The 16832-nt window shown below is 61.0% G+C and carries 16 protein-coding genes and 1 pseudogene; 16 read left to right on the plus strand and 1 reads right to left on the minus strand.

Annotated features, from left to right (window positions below):
- Window positions 1–40 precede the first annotated feature (40 nt).
- From ACL0K2_RS10840 to ACL0K2_RS10855, 4 genes and pseudogenes are all read left to right on the plus strand, one after another.
- Window positions 41–805: pseudogene (locus tag ACL0K2_RS10840) on the plus strand (NERD domain-containing protein); the annotation flags it as partial.
- A gap of 128 nt (window positions 806–933) precedes the next feature.
- Entirely contained in the window at window positions 934–2007 is a 1074-nt protein-coding gene (locus ACL0K2_RS10845; protein ID WP_413044378.1) for a nucleoid-associated protein, read from the plus strand.
- 6 nt (window positions 2008–2013) lie between these two features.
- Window positions 2014–3459 carry a hypothetical protein gene (locus tag ACL0K2_RS10850; protein WP_413044379.1) on the plus strand — a complete coding sequence of 482 codons (1446 nt, stop codon included), beginning with the start codon at window positions 2014–2016 and terminating at the stop codon, window positions 3457–3459.
- A 271-nt stretch (window positions 3460–3730) separates the two neighbouring features.
- A complete protein-coding gene (locus tag ACL0K2_RS10855; protein WP_413044380.1) occupies window positions 3731–4408 on the plus strand; it encodes a hypothetical protein in 678 nt (225 codons plus the stop codon).
- A gap of 1187 nt (window positions 4409–5595) precedes the next feature.
- On the opposite strand, the gene ACL0K2_RS10860 is transcribed toward ACL0K2_RS10855, so the two are convergent.
- Window positions 5596–6810 carry an MFS transporter gene (locus ACL0K2_RS10860; RefSeq protein ID WP_413044381.1) on the minus strand — a complete coding sequence of 405 codons (1215 nt, stop codon included), beginning with the start codon at window positions 6808–6810 and terminating at the stop codon, window positions 5596–5598.
- Between the two features lie 95 nt (window positions 6811–6905).
- Between ACL0K2_RS10860 and ACL0K2_RS10865 the strand changes: the two genes are divergently transcribed.
- The 12 genes from ACL0K2_RS10865 to ACL0K2_RS10920 all read left to right on the plus strand — a co-directional run bounded on the left by ACL0K2_RS10865 (window position 6906) and on the right by ACL0K2_RS10920 (window position 16800).
- Complete coding sequence (locus tag ACL0K2_RS10865) at window positions 6906–7853, plus strand: LysR family transcriptional regulator (protein ID WP_239610233.1); 948 nt, start codon at window positions 6906–6908, stop codon at window positions 7851–7853.
- A gap of 182 nt (window positions 7854–8035) precedes the next feature.
- Window positions 8036–8476 (plus strand): thioredoxin TrxC, encoded by a 441-nt coding sequence (gene trxC / locus ACL0K2_RS10870; protein WP_413044382.1) that lies wholly within the window; start codon window positions 8036–8038, stop codon window positions 8474–8476.
- Between the two features lie 258 nt (window positions 8477–8734).
- On the plus strand, window positions 8735–9454 hold the full coding sequence (locus ACL0K2_RS10875) for a beta-ketoacyl synthase chain length factor (RefSeq protein WP_239610276.1): 720 nt from the start codon (window positions 8735–8737) through the stop codon (window positions 9452–9454).
- Entirely contained in the window at window positions 9430–10239 is an 810-nt protein-coding gene (locus tag ACL0K2_RS10880) for a lysophospholipid acyltransferase family protein (protein ID WP_045160515.1), read from the plus strand. The genes ACL0K2_RS10875 and ACL0K2_RS10880 overlap by 25 nt, the downstream gene beginning before the upstream one ends.
- Entirely contained in the window at window positions 10220–10483 is a 264-nt protein-coding gene (locus tag ACL0K2_RS10885) for a phosphopantetheine-binding protein (RefSeq protein WP_021207070.1), read from the plus strand. Before ACL0K2_RS10880 ends, ACL0K2_RS10885 begins: the two co-directional genes overlap by 20 nt.
- Before the next feature lie 13 nt (window positions 10484–10496).
- Entirely contained in the window at window positions 10497–10754 is a 258-nt protein-coding gene (locus tag ACL0K2_RS10890; protein WP_021207071.1) for an acyl carrier protein, read from the plus strand.
- Between the two features lie 89 nt (window positions 10755–10843).
- On the plus strand, window positions 10844–11422 hold the full coding sequence (locus tag ACL0K2_RS10895; RefSeq protein ID WP_413044383.1) for a hypothetical protein: 579 nt from the start codon (window positions 10844–10846) through the stop codon (window positions 11420–11422).
- Window positions 11419–13098, plus strand: a complete 1680-nt coding sequence (locus ACL0K2_RS10900; protein ID WP_413044384.1) for an AMP-binding protein — start codon at window positions 11419–11421, stop codon at window positions 13096–13098. Before ACL0K2_RS10895 ends, ACL0K2_RS10900 begins: the two co-directional genes overlap by 4 nt.
- On the plus strand, window positions 13095–13922 hold the full coding sequence (locus tag ACL0K2_RS10905) for a glycosyltransferase family 2 protein (protein WP_413044385.1): 828 nt from the start codon (window positions 13095–13097) through the stop codon (window positions 13920–13922). Before ACL0K2_RS10900 ends, ACL0K2_RS10905 begins: the two co-directional genes overlap by 4 nt.
- Window positions 13919–14857, plus strand: coding sequence for a glycosyl transferase (locus ACL0K2_RS10910; protein ID WP_413044386.1), 939 nt, complete (start codon window positions 13919–13921; stop codon window positions 14855–14857). The genes ACL0K2_RS10905 and ACL0K2_RS10910 overlap by 4 nt, the downstream gene beginning before the upstream one ends.
- Window positions 14844–16382: an HAL/PAL/TAL family ammonia-lyase gene (locus ACL0K2_RS10915; RefSeq protein ID WP_413044387.1), complete on the plus strand. Its 1539-nt coding sequence runs from the start codon at window positions 14844–14846 to the stop codon at window positions 16380–16382. Before ACL0K2_RS10910 ends, ACL0K2_RS10915 begins: the two co-directional genes overlap by 14 nt.
- The gene (locus ACL0K2_RS10920; RefSeq protein ID WP_045160510.1) at window positions 16375–16800 is read left to right on the plus strand and encodes an acyl-CoA thioesterase; all 426 of its coding nucleotides are present in this window, start codon (window positions 16375–16377) and stop codon (window positions 16798–16800) included. The genes ACL0K2_RS10915 and ACL0K2_RS10920 overlap by 8 nt, the downstream gene beginning before the upstream one ends.
- The last annotated feature ends 32 nt before the right edge of the window (window positions 16801–16832 follow it).

Here is a 16832-nt window from a genome sequence, read left to right on the forward strand (position 1 = left end):
TCGGTACTATCCGGTTAATTCTGGATTACTAGGACAGGAAATGGACTTCACTCCGATCATCGCGCAGGTCTGGGGCACACTCGGTTGGGTTATCCCGCTGATGCTGCTGATCGGTCTGCTCAAATCGCCTTGGGCCAAGGGCCATATCGGCGAACTCCTGGTGCGGCTGTTTGCCCATTGGCGGCTGGATAAGCAGACCTACCGCCGCCTGCACAACGTCACCCTGAACACGCCTGACGGCACCACGCAGATCGACCACGTATTCCTCTCGCCCTACGGCATCTTCGTGCTGGAAACGAAGAACATGAGCGGCTGGATCTTCGGCAGCGAGAAGCAGGCGCAGTGGACGCAGAAGCTTTACAAACGCACCTTCAAATTCCAGAACCCGCTTAGGCAGAACTACAAACACCTCAAGGCTCTGGAAGCCACCCTTGGCGTCAGCCCTGAGCACCTGCACTCGGTCATCACCTTTGTCGGCGGCAGTACCTTCAAGACCGAAGTGCCGGCCAACGTGACCCAGGGCATTGGCTTTATCCGCTATATCAAGTCATTCCAACAGCCGCTATTCAGCGAGGCTGAAGTCGACGCCATGCTGCAAGCCCTACAAAACGGCCGCCGCGCGCCGACGCTCGCCACCCAGCGCGAGCACGTGCAAAACCTCAAACGCCGTAGCGATCCGACAGCCGAGCGGGAGTGTCCGAAATGCGGCAGCGCGCTGCTGATCCGTACCGTGAAATCAGGGGCGAAAGCGGGGCAGCAGTTTTGGGGATGCTCGGCTTTTCCCAAGTGCCGGACGATGCAAAGTTTTGAGCGTTGTAGCAGGGAGACCATCAAGAAGCCCGCGTTCAAAATAGATCTATACATTTTTCTTATTGCCTTCATCGCAACGAAGGCAAGTGATTCCTCGAAGGAAACCTCGAAAGGAGTAGCAACATGGCAGTACCACTGGATGGCGTGCTGAGTCAGGCCCAGCGCGAGAGCTTGGAAATTGTCAGCTTCATTTTCCATATTATCGACTCAGATTCTGAGGGGGATGAAGACGTCGTTTTTCTCGACGAAGTACAACTGCAGGCTGCCCAAAAGAAGTTCTTCCTGGATCGGCTACGTGATATCGCGGAAGGCACGCAATATGTTTTCAAGCAGGACGCCGTACACCTGAAAGAGAAGTGCCAGCAACTGCTCGATGCTCCAGATAGGTTCATTGAGTTTTCACGCCAGATCACCACAGATTTTTCTGGCCGCCACCAAGGACAAATGTCAGCTGGCGTATTCATCGTGTCCACGGTGAAGTACCTAGCGGCTGCACATGATTGGAGGCAGTTAGTTTTCCTAGTGAAAATGGACAAGCAACCCTCGTTTACTTACAGCTACGAGGAAAAGGATGGTCGAAGAGTTGCTGTCATCAATGAGGTTCAAAACTCTCTTAATGAGAACAAAAACGCCATTCAGAAAAGCGCCCTGATAGATGTATCCGACCAGTTCGCATGGGATGCGCTAGCTTTTGACCGAGTGAAGAAACCGGGGTTGAGTGACTACTTTAGAGCTTTTCTCGGGGTAACAGAGCGCCAGCAGGACGCTGTATTAACGAGGGTGGCCCATAATCAGGTACGAAAATGGGCTAAAAAGCTGACAGCTGAACAGCTACCACCGGGGGAGGATATGAATACCTTTGCGGGCAGGTCGCTCAACTATCTCAATGACCATGACACTTTTGACACAGACGATTACCTCAACGCGGTGGTACGCGACGAAGATGCTGATCGTAAGGCAGTACTGATGGGGTCTTTGCGGGAGGCTCTTGCCGAAACTGGCGTCGCAGGGCAACAATTCCGCCCCCAGCCCGGATCTTTGCGTACCAGAGAGCGAAAGCAGGTCTATCAAACGCTTGAGGGCGTCACCATTTCTTTTGAAGGTAGTGCCGAAGCGGTTGGTATGGCTATCGAGCCGCTAGGCAATGGTCGAGCCCGAGTTACGATTGAAACGAATCGGCTGGATGCCAAAGGTTGAGGAATCATGCCCGCTATAGCGGATCTACTTACAGCGACACTTGAACTGCGTGGCCATGCTACGCAGTTCTTCGATGAGAGCTTTCGCCTAACGGTGGAGGGCGAGTCGTTGAGTGGGGACGTGAAAGCAGCTCTTCAACAGATCGATAGCCTAGCCAGACAACTCGGCATTGACACACCTACTGTCATGATCTCTGGTAAGGCAGTGGATACGGCCGAACTGGCATCAGATACTTTTGATGACGAGCCATGGACGCTGATCTTTGGAAAGTCTCCGCTCGCTCAGAAAATGTGCGTCAGGGACGACGAAAATACGTTGTTGTTTTTCACAACTGAGGGCTTCCTAGAATGGGCGGGTCGTATCGATCCGTTCCAATACCCAAGTAGAAATGAACCCGATTTGGCTCGCCCGACGACGATTCGAGTCAACGGACTGGCTGCTGCATTTGGCGGCCCATTACTTTGGGTGTTACCGCCAACGGAACAGACCGCAGGCATCCCAGCCAACAAACTGCCTGATCAGTCCGATGTCCATGGGTTGATTCACACCAATGCAATGAAGCCTCTCCGGGTTTGCCCAAGCGCCTATGCGCTAACTTGGGGGGATATCAGCAGTCCTGCGGCGAAGCCTCTGATTCTCCTGAGTGCATGCGTACTAGCTGCATGCCTAGTTCAAGAGCTGAAGCACACTGACGATGGCTATGACGCCACTCTTCGGGGCACCAAGCGGCTTTCATTGCCGCTCTACGACAGCGGACAAGAGGTAAGCGCCGAGGCCCTTTCTCTGCTGGCAGAAGCCGTCTGCTGGGTATACGAGGAGCGCCCAGAAACCCGCCTCAGACTTGTCATGGATCGGTTGTCCATCGATATCGAACATGGCCAAACGCTGTTGGCAGGAGCCGAGAAGTACCTTGCAGTAGCACTTCAACAAGCCCGCGATAGCTACACCTTTGTGATTCTCGACCGAAAGGATGCCTATCACAAAGAGGTTCGCGAACTCATGAAGGACATGAAGTCGCAAGCTGACCTGTATGCGACCAAGGTCAGGGATCTTGTGAGCTCGCTTACCCGAGACATTCTCAGTGTTCTGGTTTTCATTGGATTCTCATTTATTGGTAAGTTCGACCAGAGAAATATTCACGCGCTGCTGGAAAGTACCGAGCTTTCCCTGCTAGTTAAATTTCTAGCGGGCTACCTCGTGCTGTCTTGTGTTCTTCAATTCAGCTCGCATCTACGAGATGCAAACCTTGCTTATCAAGAGAGCCGAACCTGGCTCGATGTGCTACAGCATTACTCCTCTCGATCTGACAAACAGGACAGATTCCTCACGCCCATAGACAGACGCCGAGCAACGCTCTTTTTCGCTATGGGGATTGTTGGAGTGATCTACTCCGCTCTGGTACTGATTACCTGGAACCTCCCCTTTGTCATTGAGTTACTGCTTGCTCAGTAGCAAACGTTATCTTCAAATCGCAACGCATAATCGCCTGATCGCAAGTTCAAATCCTACCGGGACACCACCCAAAGCCCCGCACCGCAAGGTGACGGGGATTTTTCTTTATCCGCTACGCAGCGGTAAAGAGGCCGTTACGTAGTGCACACACGGGCAACCCGGCACGAAATCATCACTCCACGCATAAAAACATCATTCCAAGCATGAAATAATTGTTTCATGCGCAAAAACAAAGCATCATGCAAGCACACTACATCATGCGGAGCACAACATGGCATTCAGAGCAGATGAAGCAGCACGGATCGGATACGAGCAGGTTGAGGCTTACCTTGTGCCAAGACCACGAGACGCTGACGAGACGGAACGGGCACGGAGTAAAGAAATGCTCCTGGACATCCTTGATGAACTTGGCCCTGTGGTTGATAGCTACCCCACTTGGCACCCGCTAGTCTGTAACCACGACAGCCGCCACCCGACAACCACGCCGAGCGAGCAATGTGGGTACAAAGGCCTAGACCACACGAGGTTCTTCCGTAACGGGTTCATCACCTGTCCCTACACCGCAAGCGGGAAAGCCGAAAAGGTCATCGAGTCTGTCAATGCGCTCCCATATCACCCGGCAGCCACTATCACCGCAGAGCGACTGGATGTGCAGCTATACAACACCGAAGCGACACCGGTACTGGTCAAGTGCGAGTGGAACAAGCCCCTTGATGCGGACGGAATGATTCCGCTATCCATTGCCATGTCCCTGATCCTAGAGAAGGAGGTTCCTTGCTGGCACTGGGCAGAGGTAGCCGAAACATGGGAAACGATGCGCCCTTATTTCCTTGGCAGACCCCACGGCAGTAGGTCATCGCTGTTTGTAAGCCAAGAAACTGGACAAGCCATCAAGAAGATCTGGACTGCATTGATCTTCACGGGGATGTTCGGCCCTATCAAGGTTTAATAGACGGCTATGGGGCATTCCCAGATCTGAGACTCCCGGTAACGACATGCAGCCTCCTTTCAAGCAACCCCCAATATGGGTCCCATCAGTCCCTGATTGGGGCTGATCGAGGCTGTCGGGTCAGTTCTTGATTAGCAACGCAACCAAGACCTCTTGCGTAGGCAAAGCCTCGATTCGAAAGCAAAATCTGACCGTTTCGCAGTACAAAAAACAGTACACTGACGGTACAGTGCCCAGCTTTTACACATTTCGTTAAATTACGCTTAACCCTCTCTACGACGCTACTTTCAGCTAACTGCACCTGCGCTAAGCTACGCCCAATTTCCCTGGGCTTGCAGCGTTTCCAGGCAACTCATAATCCTTTGGTCCACGGTTCGAGTCGGTGTGGACCCACCACATCCAAAGCCGCGCATTTAGAACTGAGGCGTTTTCGCTATGGAGCTGAACGGGGGTTCACCGGGTTGGCGTCCCGCCCGCTACGGATGGGCGATGCCTGTAACGGCTCAGCGTCGGGCTTGAGGGGCTGGTGATTCAATGCGGTGAATGCGCGCCGCAGCAAGAACGCTGCCACACAGGCTATGGCCAGGAAAGCGATCAACACTGGAATAGCTTGAACATTCATAGCGTTTTGTCTCAGTCGAGTGGGTGGCCTTTCGGCCGCGATGGCGAACTGATATTACAGATTATTGGTTCTGATACCAACGCTGCGGATGCGTGCTCGCCAATGCCCCCGACGAATGACAAAAAGCAAATATCGGTTTGCGCGTCAACGAATCGGTTCATTGTTTGTCCTATTTCGCGGGCCACCGATTTAGGCATAGCAGCGGAGGGCTACATGAACCGGGACTACACCAGGCAATATCACCAGTTGCGCACTCACATCGATCGCATGCTCGACAGGGGAGCGGTGATCGCGGCCAGGCGGCCACTCACGATCAGGCGGGGCGATCAGCTTTTCCGAGTGTCGTGCGGAATGCTTATCAGCGAGCTGGCTCTGGCAGATAGCTGAGGGAATCCAGCTGATCATGCCGGGCCAGCGAGGCGCTCGTTCTGCGTCGCTCACCTCCTCTGCGTGCATGTGACACGCGGTAACGACCTTAACGAGCATTGAATCCTTGTTCGAGAGGAGCCGGCATCAAGCATAAGTCCTGCTTTGGAGACTGCCGAGACACACGCCCCCTTGCCGTCTAGCTGTGCCGCTTATTGCCGGCCCCCAGCCGTACGACCAGCGCGCCAACCGATGCCAGGGTCGCCACTACCATCACCGCGGGCCATCCCCACTGAGCCAACACGAGGCTACCCAGCCCCGCACCCAGCGCCATGCCAATGAACACGCCGGTAAACAGCACCGCATTCAGGCGGCTGCGGGCAGCCGGTTCGATTCCGTAGACCATCGTCTGGTGAGCCACGAGTGTCGCTTGCACGCCGAAATCGAAACCGATGGCGGCCAGTACGATCAGGCCCAACTGCACGTCAACAGGCAGCGCCCCCGCCAATCCCATCACCGCGAACGACGCGGCGGACAAGCCTGCGCCGAGACGAGTCACACGCTCCGGGCCGCTGCGATCAGCTAACCGCCCGGCCAGCGGCGCAGCCAGGGCACCAGCCGCGCCAGCCAGACCGAAGGCCCCAGCCGCGGCGCTACCCAACCCGAAACTGCCGTGCAACATCACCGCCAGGGTCGACCAGAACGCGCTGAATGCCACCGATAGCAAGCCCTGGGCAAAGGCGGCGCGACGCAGCGCCGGATGGCGCAACCAGAGCTGAAACATCGACCCAAGCAGTGCGCCATAACCCAGCGAGGTGGTCGGCGCAAAACGCGGTAGGCTGCGCCAGGCGCCGAGACAGACCAGCGAGATCGAAACGGCGGCCAGGCCATATACCGTGCGCCAGCCGAACTGCTCCGCCACCAAGCCGCTCATCACCCTGGACAACAGAATGCCCAGCAGCAGGCCGGTCATCACCGTTCCCACGATTTTTCCGCGCTGGGCTTCGGGCGCCAGGGTTGCCGCTGCGGGAACGATGTCCTGCGCGACCGTTGCCGCTAATCCGATGGCGAGACTGCCGATCAGCAACCAGCCGACTCCGGGCGCGAAACCGCTGAGCAGCAGCGCCAGCGTCAACGCCACGGCCTTGAACAGAATGATCTTTCGCCGGTCGTAACGATCGCCCAGCGGGGCCAGCAGCAGGATTCCCAGCGCGTAGCCCAGCTGGGTGAGCATCGGCACCATGCCGATGGCGCTTTCGCTGGCGTTTATGTCAGGCCCCAGCACACCCAGCATCGGCTGGCTGTAATAGAGCGTGGCGACGCTAAGCCCGGCTCCGGTGGCCAGAAGGGCAACCATGGCGCGGGATGGTTCCTTGAGCGGGGCGGGTGCATACGCCTTCTGCATGGATGTCATGGCAAAATCCGTTCTGTTTGCGAGGGTGTCATTGTCTTAGCGTGAAGCAGAGCCCTGTAGTAGGCTTCACGGCAAATCTGATATACGTCACGCGCATGACTGGAAACACATCAATCGACCGACTCGAACTGCTGCGTACCTTCGTTCGGATCGTCGAGGCCGGCAGCCTCTCGGCCGCCGCCGAGCAGCTCAAGACCACCCAACCGACCATCAGCCGCCGCCTCCAGGCCCTGGAGCGATCGCTGGGCTTACAGCTGCTGCAGCGATCTACCCACAGCATGCAGCTGACCGGTGATGGCGAGCGCTGCTATAGCTACGGCAAGGCGTTGCTGGAAAGCTGGCAGGAGATGGAGGCCGAGCTGCAGGGCGCCCGAGACGAGCCGCGTGGCACGCTGCGCGTCCAGGTCCCGCACGCCTTTGGCCAGGACCAACTGATCGCGCCGCTGAGCGAATACCTGGGTCGCCATTCGAAAGTGGCGGTCGAATGGTTGCTCCACGACCGACGACCGGACTTCGTTGCCGAGGCCATCGATTGCGCGATTCAGGTCGGAGTGGTGGATGATCCCGCCGTCGTGGCCATCCCTCTCGGCGAGGTTCCACGGATCGTGGTCGCCTCGCCGACGCTGCTGGGCGACCGGCCTATGCCAGCATCCGCCGAGGAACTCGCGCAACTGCCGTGGCTAGCTCTGCGCACCTACTACCACGACGAGGTCGCCCTGACCTGTTTGACCGACGGCCAGCACCATCGCTTCACCATCCAACCCCGCGTGAGCACCGACAGCCTCTACGCCTTGCGCAACTCGGCACTGGCGGGACTCGGCGCCTGCGTCTGCTCGGCCTGGATCGTGGCCCAGGACATTGCCGAAGGTCGTTTGGTGCAGTTGGTACCGCAATGGCAGGCGGCGCCGTTGCCGGTATACCTGATCTACCCCTATGCCCGCCGCTATCCCGCGAAACTGCGGTTGTTCGGCGAACTGATCCGCCAGCGCATGCCGCTGCTCACCGGGATGCATCGGGCATCATCAGGAGAGCGCAGGTCCTGAGGTGCCAGAGCAATGCGCTACCGGAGGCGGTCGGGCTAACTAGCACTGCTGGTACTGAACGTGAGGCAACCATGGCGCCGCAGGCGACAGCGAACCAGCCATCTGGACTTCAGTCGCAGACTTGATATCCCACCGCACGCCTCCACTTAAATAGTCGGCATGTCACCGTGTGGAGATTATCTATGAGTGCCCTCGTCGTCCCCTGTGCGCACTGCGCTGGGCTCAACCGCATCCCCGCCGGCCGATTGGCTGAGGGACCGCGCTGCGGCCGTTGCAAAGCCGCGGTATTGAGCGACAGCCCGTTCGAACTGAGCCAGGCGAGCTTCGCCAATCAAATCAAGGGCGACTTGCCGTTACTGGTGGACGTATGGGCGAGCTGGTGCGGGCCGTGTCGCAGTTTCGCGCCGATCTTCGAACAGGCGGCTGCGCAGTTGCGGGGCCGCTGCCGGCTGGCCAAGCTGGACAGCGAAGCCAACCCGCAGCTGTCGGCCCAGCTCGGCGTTCGCTCGATTCCGAGTCTGATTCTGTTCAAGCAAGGGCGGGAGATTTCACGCCAAAGCGGCGCACTGCCGTTGCCGCAATTGCTGGCGTGGCTCCAGCAGCAGGGCGTGATCACGTCCTGAGAACCACCTAACGGTGCAAGTCCGATGCACCCTGAGTAACGGCGAAGGCACGTAAAACCAGCTACAGACCACAGGCTTGGCTTCTGGTTCCGGGAATGCAGCCTACCTCTTATCAGGATATTTCAAGCAACGTTTGCCTCAGCCCGATCACGATCGGATAATGCCGCCATTTTCACGGCAGACATTTACCGATAGTCGCTTTACAGGGACGTCGACACGCCAATAACAAGGCTCGAGGACGAGCCGGTGAGTTCACGCGTGATTCAATTCGATATCGATCAATGGCAGGCCTGGGCTCCAGGTCTGGCACTCGCTGATGACTGGGCGATTTGGGCTCGGGATTCATACGACCTCGAAAGCAGCGACGCACAGCCGGACGTCAGCTTCCTGCCCGCCATGCAACGTCGACGGCTCAGCCGATTGGCACGCATGGTGTTCGCCGTGGCTGCACCGCTGGCGGCCGGGCAGCCGCCGATGCCCATGGTGTATGCCTCGCGCCACGGAGAAACCGCTCGCACTTTTGCCATCCTCAATGATCTGGCAGGTGGCGAACCCCTTTCTCCCACTCAATTCAGCCTGTCGGTGCACAACGCGGTCATCGGCCTCTGGTCGATTCAGCAGCAAGACACCAGCGAGATGACCGCGCTCGCCGCCGAAGGCGACGGCCTGGAACATGCAGTGCTCGAGGCGTCCATGCTGCTCGGCGAAGGCGCGCCGGCCGTGCTGGTGGTAGTTGCCGAAGACCAAACTCCCGCCGTCTATCGACCCTGGATCAGCGACGTCAGTTTTCCCTATGCCGTGGCGCTGTTGCTCAAGCCGGGCCGCTCTTGGCAATTGAGCCTCGAAGCCGCCGGTGACGACGCCACTCCGCGACCGCGACCGCACGCAATCGAGCTGGTCTGCGCACTGCTCAACGGCCAAGCCACCTTCAAACATCAATGGAAGAGACGCCAATGGAACTGGCAGCAGACTCATTGAACAAGCGTCCCAGCGCGCCATGGCTATGGCGTCTGATCGCGACCGGATTATCGTTCGCCCTGTTCGGTCTCGGCGGGCTCTGTCTGCGGCTACTCGTCTTTCCCTTGCTTGGCCTGCTGCCTGGCGATCACGCCACGCGCCGCCGTCGGGCACGTCAGACCGTGAGCCGGCTGTTCTGGCTATTCGTCCAGTTCATGTATCGCAGCGGCGTGCTGACCTACGAAGTCGAAGGCGCCGAGCGCCTCGGCCGCCCTGGACAGTTGGTGATCGCCAACCATCCGTCGCTGATCGACGTGGTGGTGCTGATCGCGCTGATCCGCGACGCCAATTGCGTAGTCAAGCAGAGCCTCTGGGACAACCCCTTCACTCGCGGGCCGATCCGTGCCTCGCGATACATCAGCAACAACGGCAGCGCCGAGATGCTCGATGAAGCCGCCGAAGCACTGCAACAGGGCCAGACGCTGATTATCTTTCCCGAAGGCACTCGCACCACGCCTGGGCAGGCACCGCAGTTCCATCGCGGCGCGGCATCCATCGCCCTGCGTGGCGCGCGCCTGGTGACACCCGTGGTCATCAGCGTGACGCCAACGACCCTGACCAAGGCCGAGCCCTGGTATCGCATTCCGGCAAGACGTTTTCACTTCCACCTGCGCGTCGGTGAGGATATCGACCCACAGGCCTTCGCCGCACAGGGAGCGGCGCCCATCGCCTCGCGGCGACTCAACGACCATCTGCACCGACACTTCATAAAGGAGCTCGCACTCGATGAGCCAACTGCAGCTTGAAATCAAGCAACTGATCATCGACGCCCTGGGTCTGGAAGACCTCGGCCCGAATGACATCGCGGCCGATCAGCCGCTCTTCGGCGAAGGGCTCGGGCTGGACTCGGTCGACGCGCTGGAACTGGGTCTGGCGATTCAAAAGCGCTTCGGCATCAAGATCGACGCCGACGCCAAGGACACCCGCAAGCATTTCGCCAGTGTCGACAGCCTGGCCGCCTACGTCAGCGCCAACCGCGCCGTAGCCTGAGGAGGAGCCCAACGTGAACAGTCGCAACGAGATCTTCCAGACCCTGCGCGATGCGCTGGTCGAACTCTTCGAACTCGACCCCGAGCGCATCAGCCTCGAGGCCAACCTGTATCAGGACCTGGAAATCGATAGCATTGATGCCGTCGACTTGATCGACCACATCAAGCGTCAGACCGGCAAGAAGATCGCCGCAGAAGAATTCAAGTCGGTACGCACCGTGGGTGATGTCGTCGAGGCGGTATATCGCCTGGTAAATCCACAAACGGCTTGAGCCGCACGGTCAAGGAAGCCAGCCGTCACCCGCCCATGCGGCCGGGCAACGGCTCCGATTCTGCCCAACGCGCAAACGGATAGCACAGGATGCAAGCACCCGTACGAACAGGCAAGGCGAACGCCAGCCGGCTGATTGCGCTCGGCCTGTTGCTGGCTGGCCTCGCCTATCCGTTCGCCGTGTACCTGGGTCTTGAGCATCTGTCGCCGCGACTGTTCGCCCTGCTGCTCGGCGCGCTGTGGCTGGCACGGATGTTCAGCGGCAAGCAAACGCCTCTGAGCCGCACACTGGCAACCGCAGCCCTGCTGTTCTGCCTCTTGCTCGGATTAGCCGGCGAGCCTGCGCTGCTGCGCTGGTACCCGGTGCTGATCAGCCTAGCGCTGCTCGGCCTGTTTGCCGGCAGCCTCTGCTCCGGCATGCCGATCATCGAGCGTTTCGCACGGCTGAGCGAGCCGGAGCTTCCCCCTGCTGCGGTGCGCTACACGCGGCGGGTGACCTGGGTCTGGGTGGGATATTTCGTCGTCAACGCCAGCATCGCCAGCGGTCTAGCGCTCTGGGCGCCGCTAAGCTGGTGGACGCTGTACACCGGATTGATCGCCTATCTGCTGATGGGACTGCTCTTCACCGGTGAGTGGCTGGTACGCCAGCGCATCAGGAATGCTAAATGAACTGGATTTCCCTCGAACATCTGCTCGATCAAACGCCCAAGTCACGCCCGGTCACACTGGACCCCGGCTTGGACCATGCCGGGCTGCGACAGCAAGCGCTGCGCCTGGCCGCTGGGCTGCGTAACCGCGGTGTCGCCCGCCTTGCGATTCATCTGGAGGATGCGGGCGAGCTGGCCATTGCCCTGCTGGGCGCCTGGCGAGCCGGCGTGACGGTATTACTCCCGGCCGATCTGCAGCCCGCGAGCCGCGCGCGGCTGGCCCATCAGGCCGATCTCTGGTTGACGGATCAGGACGGCGACGCGCGGATTGCCGACCTCATGGCCGAGCCGCTCGAAGGGGCGAAGTTGGATCTGGATCAGTGTCGATTGCTGCTCTGCACCTCGGGCTCCAGCGGCGAACCGAAACTGATCGACAAGCGCCTGCGTCAGTTGGCGAACGAAGTGGAGGTACTCGAAGCCTGCTGGGGCGCCGATCTCGGCGATGCCTGCATGATCGCCAGCGTCGCCGCCCAGCACATCTACGGGCTGTTGTTCCGGGTGCTCTGGCCGCTGTGCGCCGGCCGCCCCTTTCTGCGCCGCGCGCGGCCCTTCTCCGAAGACATCCAACTGGCCAGCCGTCAGCACGCGAGCTTCTGTTGGGTGGCCAGCCCGGCGCTGCTCAAGCGGATGGGCGACAACCTCGACTGGCCAGCCCTGCGCAGCGTGCGAAGGGTTTTCTCCTCCGGCGGACCACTCGACGCGCAGGCCGAGCAGCGTTTGGAGCAGCGCCTCGGTCAAGCACCGACGGAAATCTACGGCAGCTCGGAGACCGGCGGCATCGCCTGGCGACAGGGTGGCAGCCTGTGGCAGCCATTCCCCGCCGTGCAGCTGAGTCTGGACGAACAAGGCGCGCTGCGCATCGCCTCACCCTGTCTGCCGCCAGGCCATGTCGAGCAGACGGCCGATGCGGCGCGTATCGAGTCCGATGGGCGCTTCGAGCTGCTCGGCCGGCTGGACCGCATCGTCAAGCTGGAAGAGAAACGCGTCTCCCTGCCGATGCTGGAAGCGGCCCTGGCCACACACCCCTTCGTCAGTGAAGCGCGCCTCGGCGTGGTCGTCGACAACCGCGCGTACCTTGCGGCGCTGGTCGCCCTCAGCGAGGCCGGGCTGCATGCGCTGCGCAACGGCGGCCGCCGCGCCCTGACCGAGGCCCTGCGCAACCACCTGGCGAGTCACTGCGAGACGCTGGCGTTGCCGCGCCGCTGGCGACTGGTGCGACAGCTGCCCTACAACGCCCAAGGTAAGCTGCCGCAGGCGCAACTTGAAACGCTGCTGCAGGCGCCCCGCCCGCTGCAGCCCGAGCGCCTCGGCGTGTCCAGGCACGATGATCAGTGGCACGTCGAGCTGGGCGTACCGCTGGATCTGGCGCATTTCACCGGCCATTTCCCGCAGACGCCGGTGCTACCTGGAGTCGTGCAGATAGACTGGGCCATTGACCTAGCCCGCGAGCTGATCGACGACCTACCGCCGCGCTTTCAGGGCATGGAAGTCCTCAAGTTCCAGCAACTCGCCCGCCCGGGCGATCAGCTGCAGCTGACCCTGCGTTTCGACCGCGAGCGCAGCAAGTTGCACTTCGCTTACCGCAACGGCGATGCGCCCTGCTCGTCCGGCCGCATTCTGCTGGGAGAACACCCGTGACCACCCTCACCCCGATCGCACCCGCCACTGACGCCTCGCCCACGCAGCCAGGCGTCCATCAACAGCTGTCGCTGGCCATCGATGACGACTGGTTCAAGCCCTGCGCGGTGGTACCGGTCTACAACCACGAGCGCAGCCTGCCGTCAGTGGTTCGCGCGCTGCTCGCCGAAGATTTGCACTGCGTGCTCGTCGACGATGCCTCCCGCCCCGCCGCGGCACAGGTCATCGACGAGCTGGCGCAGCATCCGTCGGTGCATCTGCTGCGGCACGACGAAAACCAGGGCAAGGGCGCGGCGGTGGCCTCCGGGTTGCGTGAAGCGTATCGCCTAGGCTTCAGCCACGCCCTGCAGGTCGATGCCGACGGTCAGCACGACCTGGAAGGCGTGGCGCTGTTTCTCGATCGCGCCAGCCAGGCCCCGGATGCGCTGGTCTGCGGCTACCCCGAGTACGATTCGAGCGTGCCGAAAAGTCGGCTCTACGGGCGCTATCTGACCCATGTATGGGTCTGGATCAACACCCTGTCGCTGTCGATTCGCGACTCCATGTGCGGCTTTCGTGTCTACCCGCTGCAGCCAACCCTGGCCCTGCTCGATTCGGCGTCGTTAGGCCAGCGCATGGATTTCGATACGGAAATCCTGGTGCGCCTGCACTGGCGTGAGCAACCGATGGTCTGGCTGCCGACGCGCGTGCATTATCCGGCCGATGGCATATCGCACTTCCGCCTGTGGCGCGACAACCTGCTGATCTCCTCCATGCATGCGCGGCTGTTCGGCGGCATGCTTCTGCGTGCGCCGGCCCTGCTCCGGCGTCGGTGGCGCGGGTGAGCGAGAAAGCCGTGGGCACCCACTGGGCGGCACATCGCGAACGCGGCAGCTTCGCCTTGATGAAGCTCACCGCGGCGGCCGTGCGCCTGCTCGGCCGACGTGTCATGGCGCCGCTGCTGTACCTGATCGTGCTGTATTTCTATCTGTTCGGCCGCAGCGCCCGGCAGAGCGCCTGGACCTATCAACGTCACCTCAGCGAGTGGAGCGGTCGCCGCGATCTGACACCCAACTGGCGCACCGTCTTCCGCCAATTCATCCTGTTCGCCGATGCTTTGCTGGACAAGCTCGACGCCTGGGGAGGCCGCCTCGGTCTCGACAGACTGGTATTGCACGACCCAATGAACCTGCACGCCGAGCTCGAAGCACCACGTGGCCAGCTGCTGGTCGGCTCGCATCTGGGCAATCTGGAAATCTGCCGGGCGCTGGCCGAGATGGGCCGCAAGGTGAAGATGAACGTGCTGGTGCATACACGCCATGCCGAGCGCTTCAACCGGTTACTGGACCAGTCGGGCGCCAGCCACCTGCGGCTGATCCAGGTCAGCGAGCTGGACCCGGCGATCATGATGGAACTGTCACGGCGGCTGGATGCCGGTGAATGGCTGGCGATCGCCGGTGATCGCGTGCCGCTGCACGGCACACGCATCGCGACTGCCGATTTTCTTGGCCAGCCGGCCCATTTCCCTCAGGGCCCCTGGTTGCTGGCCGGCCTACTGCAATGCCCGGCCAACCTGCTGTTCTGCCTGAAACACGGCGAGCAGTTCCATGTCCACCTGGAGACTTTCGCCGCACGCATTCAATGGCGCCGCGGCGAGCGCGATGCAGTGGTGCAGCAGTGGGTACAGCGCTATGCCGACCGCTTGGCGGCACGCTGCGTGGAGGCCCCCTTGCAATGGTTCAATTTCTACCCTTTCTGGAACACCCATGACCAACGCTGAGCCCGTGATCTTTGGCGAAAACCACCTGCGCATCGAAGACCTGCTGGCTGTGGCCCAGAGCCGCGCGCCGGCGCGGCTGCAGCCCGATAAGGCCTTCCGTGAGCGCATCGCGCGCGGCGCGCAATTTCTCGACACCCTGCTCGATCGCGAAGGTGTGATCTACGGCGTGACCACCGGCTACGGCGATTCCTGCGTGGTGGCGGTACCGCTGCATCAGGTCGAGGCATTGCCGCAGCACCTGTTCACCTTTCACGGTTGCGGCCTCGGCAAGCTGCTCGATGCCGAAGCCACTCGCGCGGTGCTGGCCGCCCGCCTGCGTTCGCTGACGCATGGGATGTCCGGCGTACGCATCGAGCTGCTCGACCGCTTGCAGGCATTCATCGAATACGACGTCCTGCCGCTGATCCCGGAGGAAGGCTCGGTGGGCGCCAGCGGCGATCTGACGCCGCTGTCGTACGTCGCCGCGGCGCTGGCCGGCGAGCGCGACGTGATGTTTGGCGGCGAACGCCGCAGCGCCGCCGAGGTGCATCGTCACCTTGGTTGGACACCGCTGACCCTGCGCCCGAAGGAAGCCCTCGCGCTGATGAACGGCACTGCAGTGATGACCGGCCTGGCCTGCCTCGCCTATGCCCGTGCCGACTACCTGTTGAAACTGGCCACCCGCATCACAGCGCTCAATGTCGTCGCGCTGGAAGGTAATCCCGAGCATTTCGATGAACGATTGTTCGCCGCCAAGCCGCACCCCGGGCAGACGCAGGTGGCCGCCTGGATTCGCCAGGACCTCGCCATCGAGGCGCCGACCGCACCGCTGCATCGCCTGCAGGACCGTTACTCGCTGCGCTGCGCACCGCACGTGCTGGGTGTTCTAGCCGACAGCCTGGGCCTGCTGCGGCAGTTCATCGAAACCGAACTGAACAGCGCCAACGACAACCCGATCATCGACGCGGACAACGAGCGCGTGCTGCACGGCGGGCATTTCTACGGCGGCCATATCGCCTTCGCCATGGACAGCCTGAAGAATCTGGTGGCGAACGTCGCCGATCTGCTCGATCGCCAGCTTGCCTTGCTGGTCGACAGTCGCTACAACCACGGCCTGCCGAGCAACCTCTCCGGCGCGCCCGCCGCCACGGCGATGATCAATCATGGTTTCAAGGCGGTGCAGATCGGCACCAGCGCCTGGGCCGCCGAAGCCCTGAAGAACAGCATGCCGGCGAGCGTATTTTCACGTTCCACCGAATGCCATAACCAGGACAAGGTGAGCATGGGCACCATCGCCGCGCGCGATGCGTTGCGCAGCCTGGAACTGACCGAGCAGGTCGCCGCCGCCACGCTGATCGCCGCCAACCAAGGTGTCTGGCTGCGCCAACGGAGTCAGGGCACACGCCCCTTGCCCGCGCCGCTGCAGGCCATGCACGCCGCGTTGGGCGAGGATTTCCCGCCACTGATCGAGGACCGCGCGATGGAAGGCGAGCTGCGCCTGTGCCTGCAACGCATCCGTGCGCAACACTGGGGGCTCTATGCGTAAGGGCGGCGTGCTGCAAGCAGAGGTCGAGGTTCTGGTGCCCTTCTTCGACGTCGACTCGATGGACGTGGTCTGGCATGGCCATTACATCAAGTACTTCGAAGTCGCACGCTGCGCCCTGCTGGAGCGGATCGGACATAACTACACACAGATGCGCGACGCCGGCTATGCCTGGCCGATCATCGATGTCCAACTGCGCTACATACGTGGCGCCCGCTTCAACCAGCGCATCGTCGTTCGTGCCGATCTGGTGGAATGGGAGAACCGGCTGAAGATCAATTACCTGATCAGCGATGCCGAGACCGGTGAGCGCATGACCCGCGGCAGCACCGTGCAGGTCGCGGTGGAGATCGCCAGTCGCGAGATGCTGCTGGCGTCGCCTATCGTCTTCGTCGACGCCGTGGAGCGAGCCCTATCGTGATCCGACTGTCCAGGCGCCTTGCGAGTCTCTTA

This window comes from Pseudomonas sp. YJ42 (assembly GCF_047225135.1).
GTDB lineage: Bacteria > Pseudomonadota > Gammaproteobacteria > Pseudomonadales > Pseudomonadaceae > Stutzerimonas > Stutzerimonas stutzeri_E.

Coding starts and splice junctions, on each gene's coding strand:
- ACL0K2_RS10845 (WP_413044378.1), top strand. CDS start 934: ATGGCAGTACCACTGGATGGCGTGCTGAGTCAGGCCCAGCGCGAGAGC.
- ACL0K2_RS10850 (WP_413044379.1), top strand. CDS start 2,014: ATGCCCGCTATAGCGGATCTACTTACAGCGACACTTGAACTGCGTGGC.
- ACL0K2_RS10855 (WP_413044380.1), top strand. CDS start 3,731: ATGGCATTCAGAGCAGATGAAGCAGCACGGATCGGATACGAGCAGGTT.
- ACL0K2_RS10860 (WP_413044381.1), bottom strand. CDS start 6,810: ATGACATCCATGCAGAAGGCGTATGCACCCGCCCCGCTCAAGGAACCA.
- ACL0K2_RS10865 (WP_239610233.1), top strand. CDS start 6,906: ATGACTGGAAACACATCAATCGACCGACTCGAACTGCTGCGTACCTTC.
- trxC (WP_413044382.1), top strand. CDS start 8,036: ATGAGTGCCCTCGTCGTCCCCTGTGCGCACTGCGCTGGGCTCAACCGC.
- ACL0K2_RS10880 (WP_045160515.1), top strand. CDS start 9,430: ATGGAACTGGCAGCAGACTCATTGAACAAGCGTCCCAGCGCGCCATGG.
- ACL0K2_RS10885 (WP_021207070.1), top strand. CDS start 10,220: ATGAGCCAACTGCAGCTTGAAATCAAGCAACTGATCATCGACGCCCTG.
- ACL0K2_RS10895 (WP_413044383.1), top strand. CDS start 10,844: ATGCAAGCACCCGTACGAACAGGCAAGGCGAACGCCAGCCGGCTGATT.
- ACL0K2_RS10900 (WP_413044384.1), top strand. CDS start 11,419: ATGAACTGGATTTCCCTCGAACATCTGCTCGATCAAACGCCCAAGTCA.
- ACL0K2_RS10915 (WP_413044387.1), top strand. CDS start 14,844: ATGACCAACGCTGAGCCCGTGATCTTTGGCGAAAACCACCTGCGCATC.
- ACL0K2_RS10920 (WP_045160510.1), top strand. CDS start 16,375: ATGCGTAAGGGCGGCGTGCTGCAAGCAGAGGTCGAGGTTCTGGTGCCC.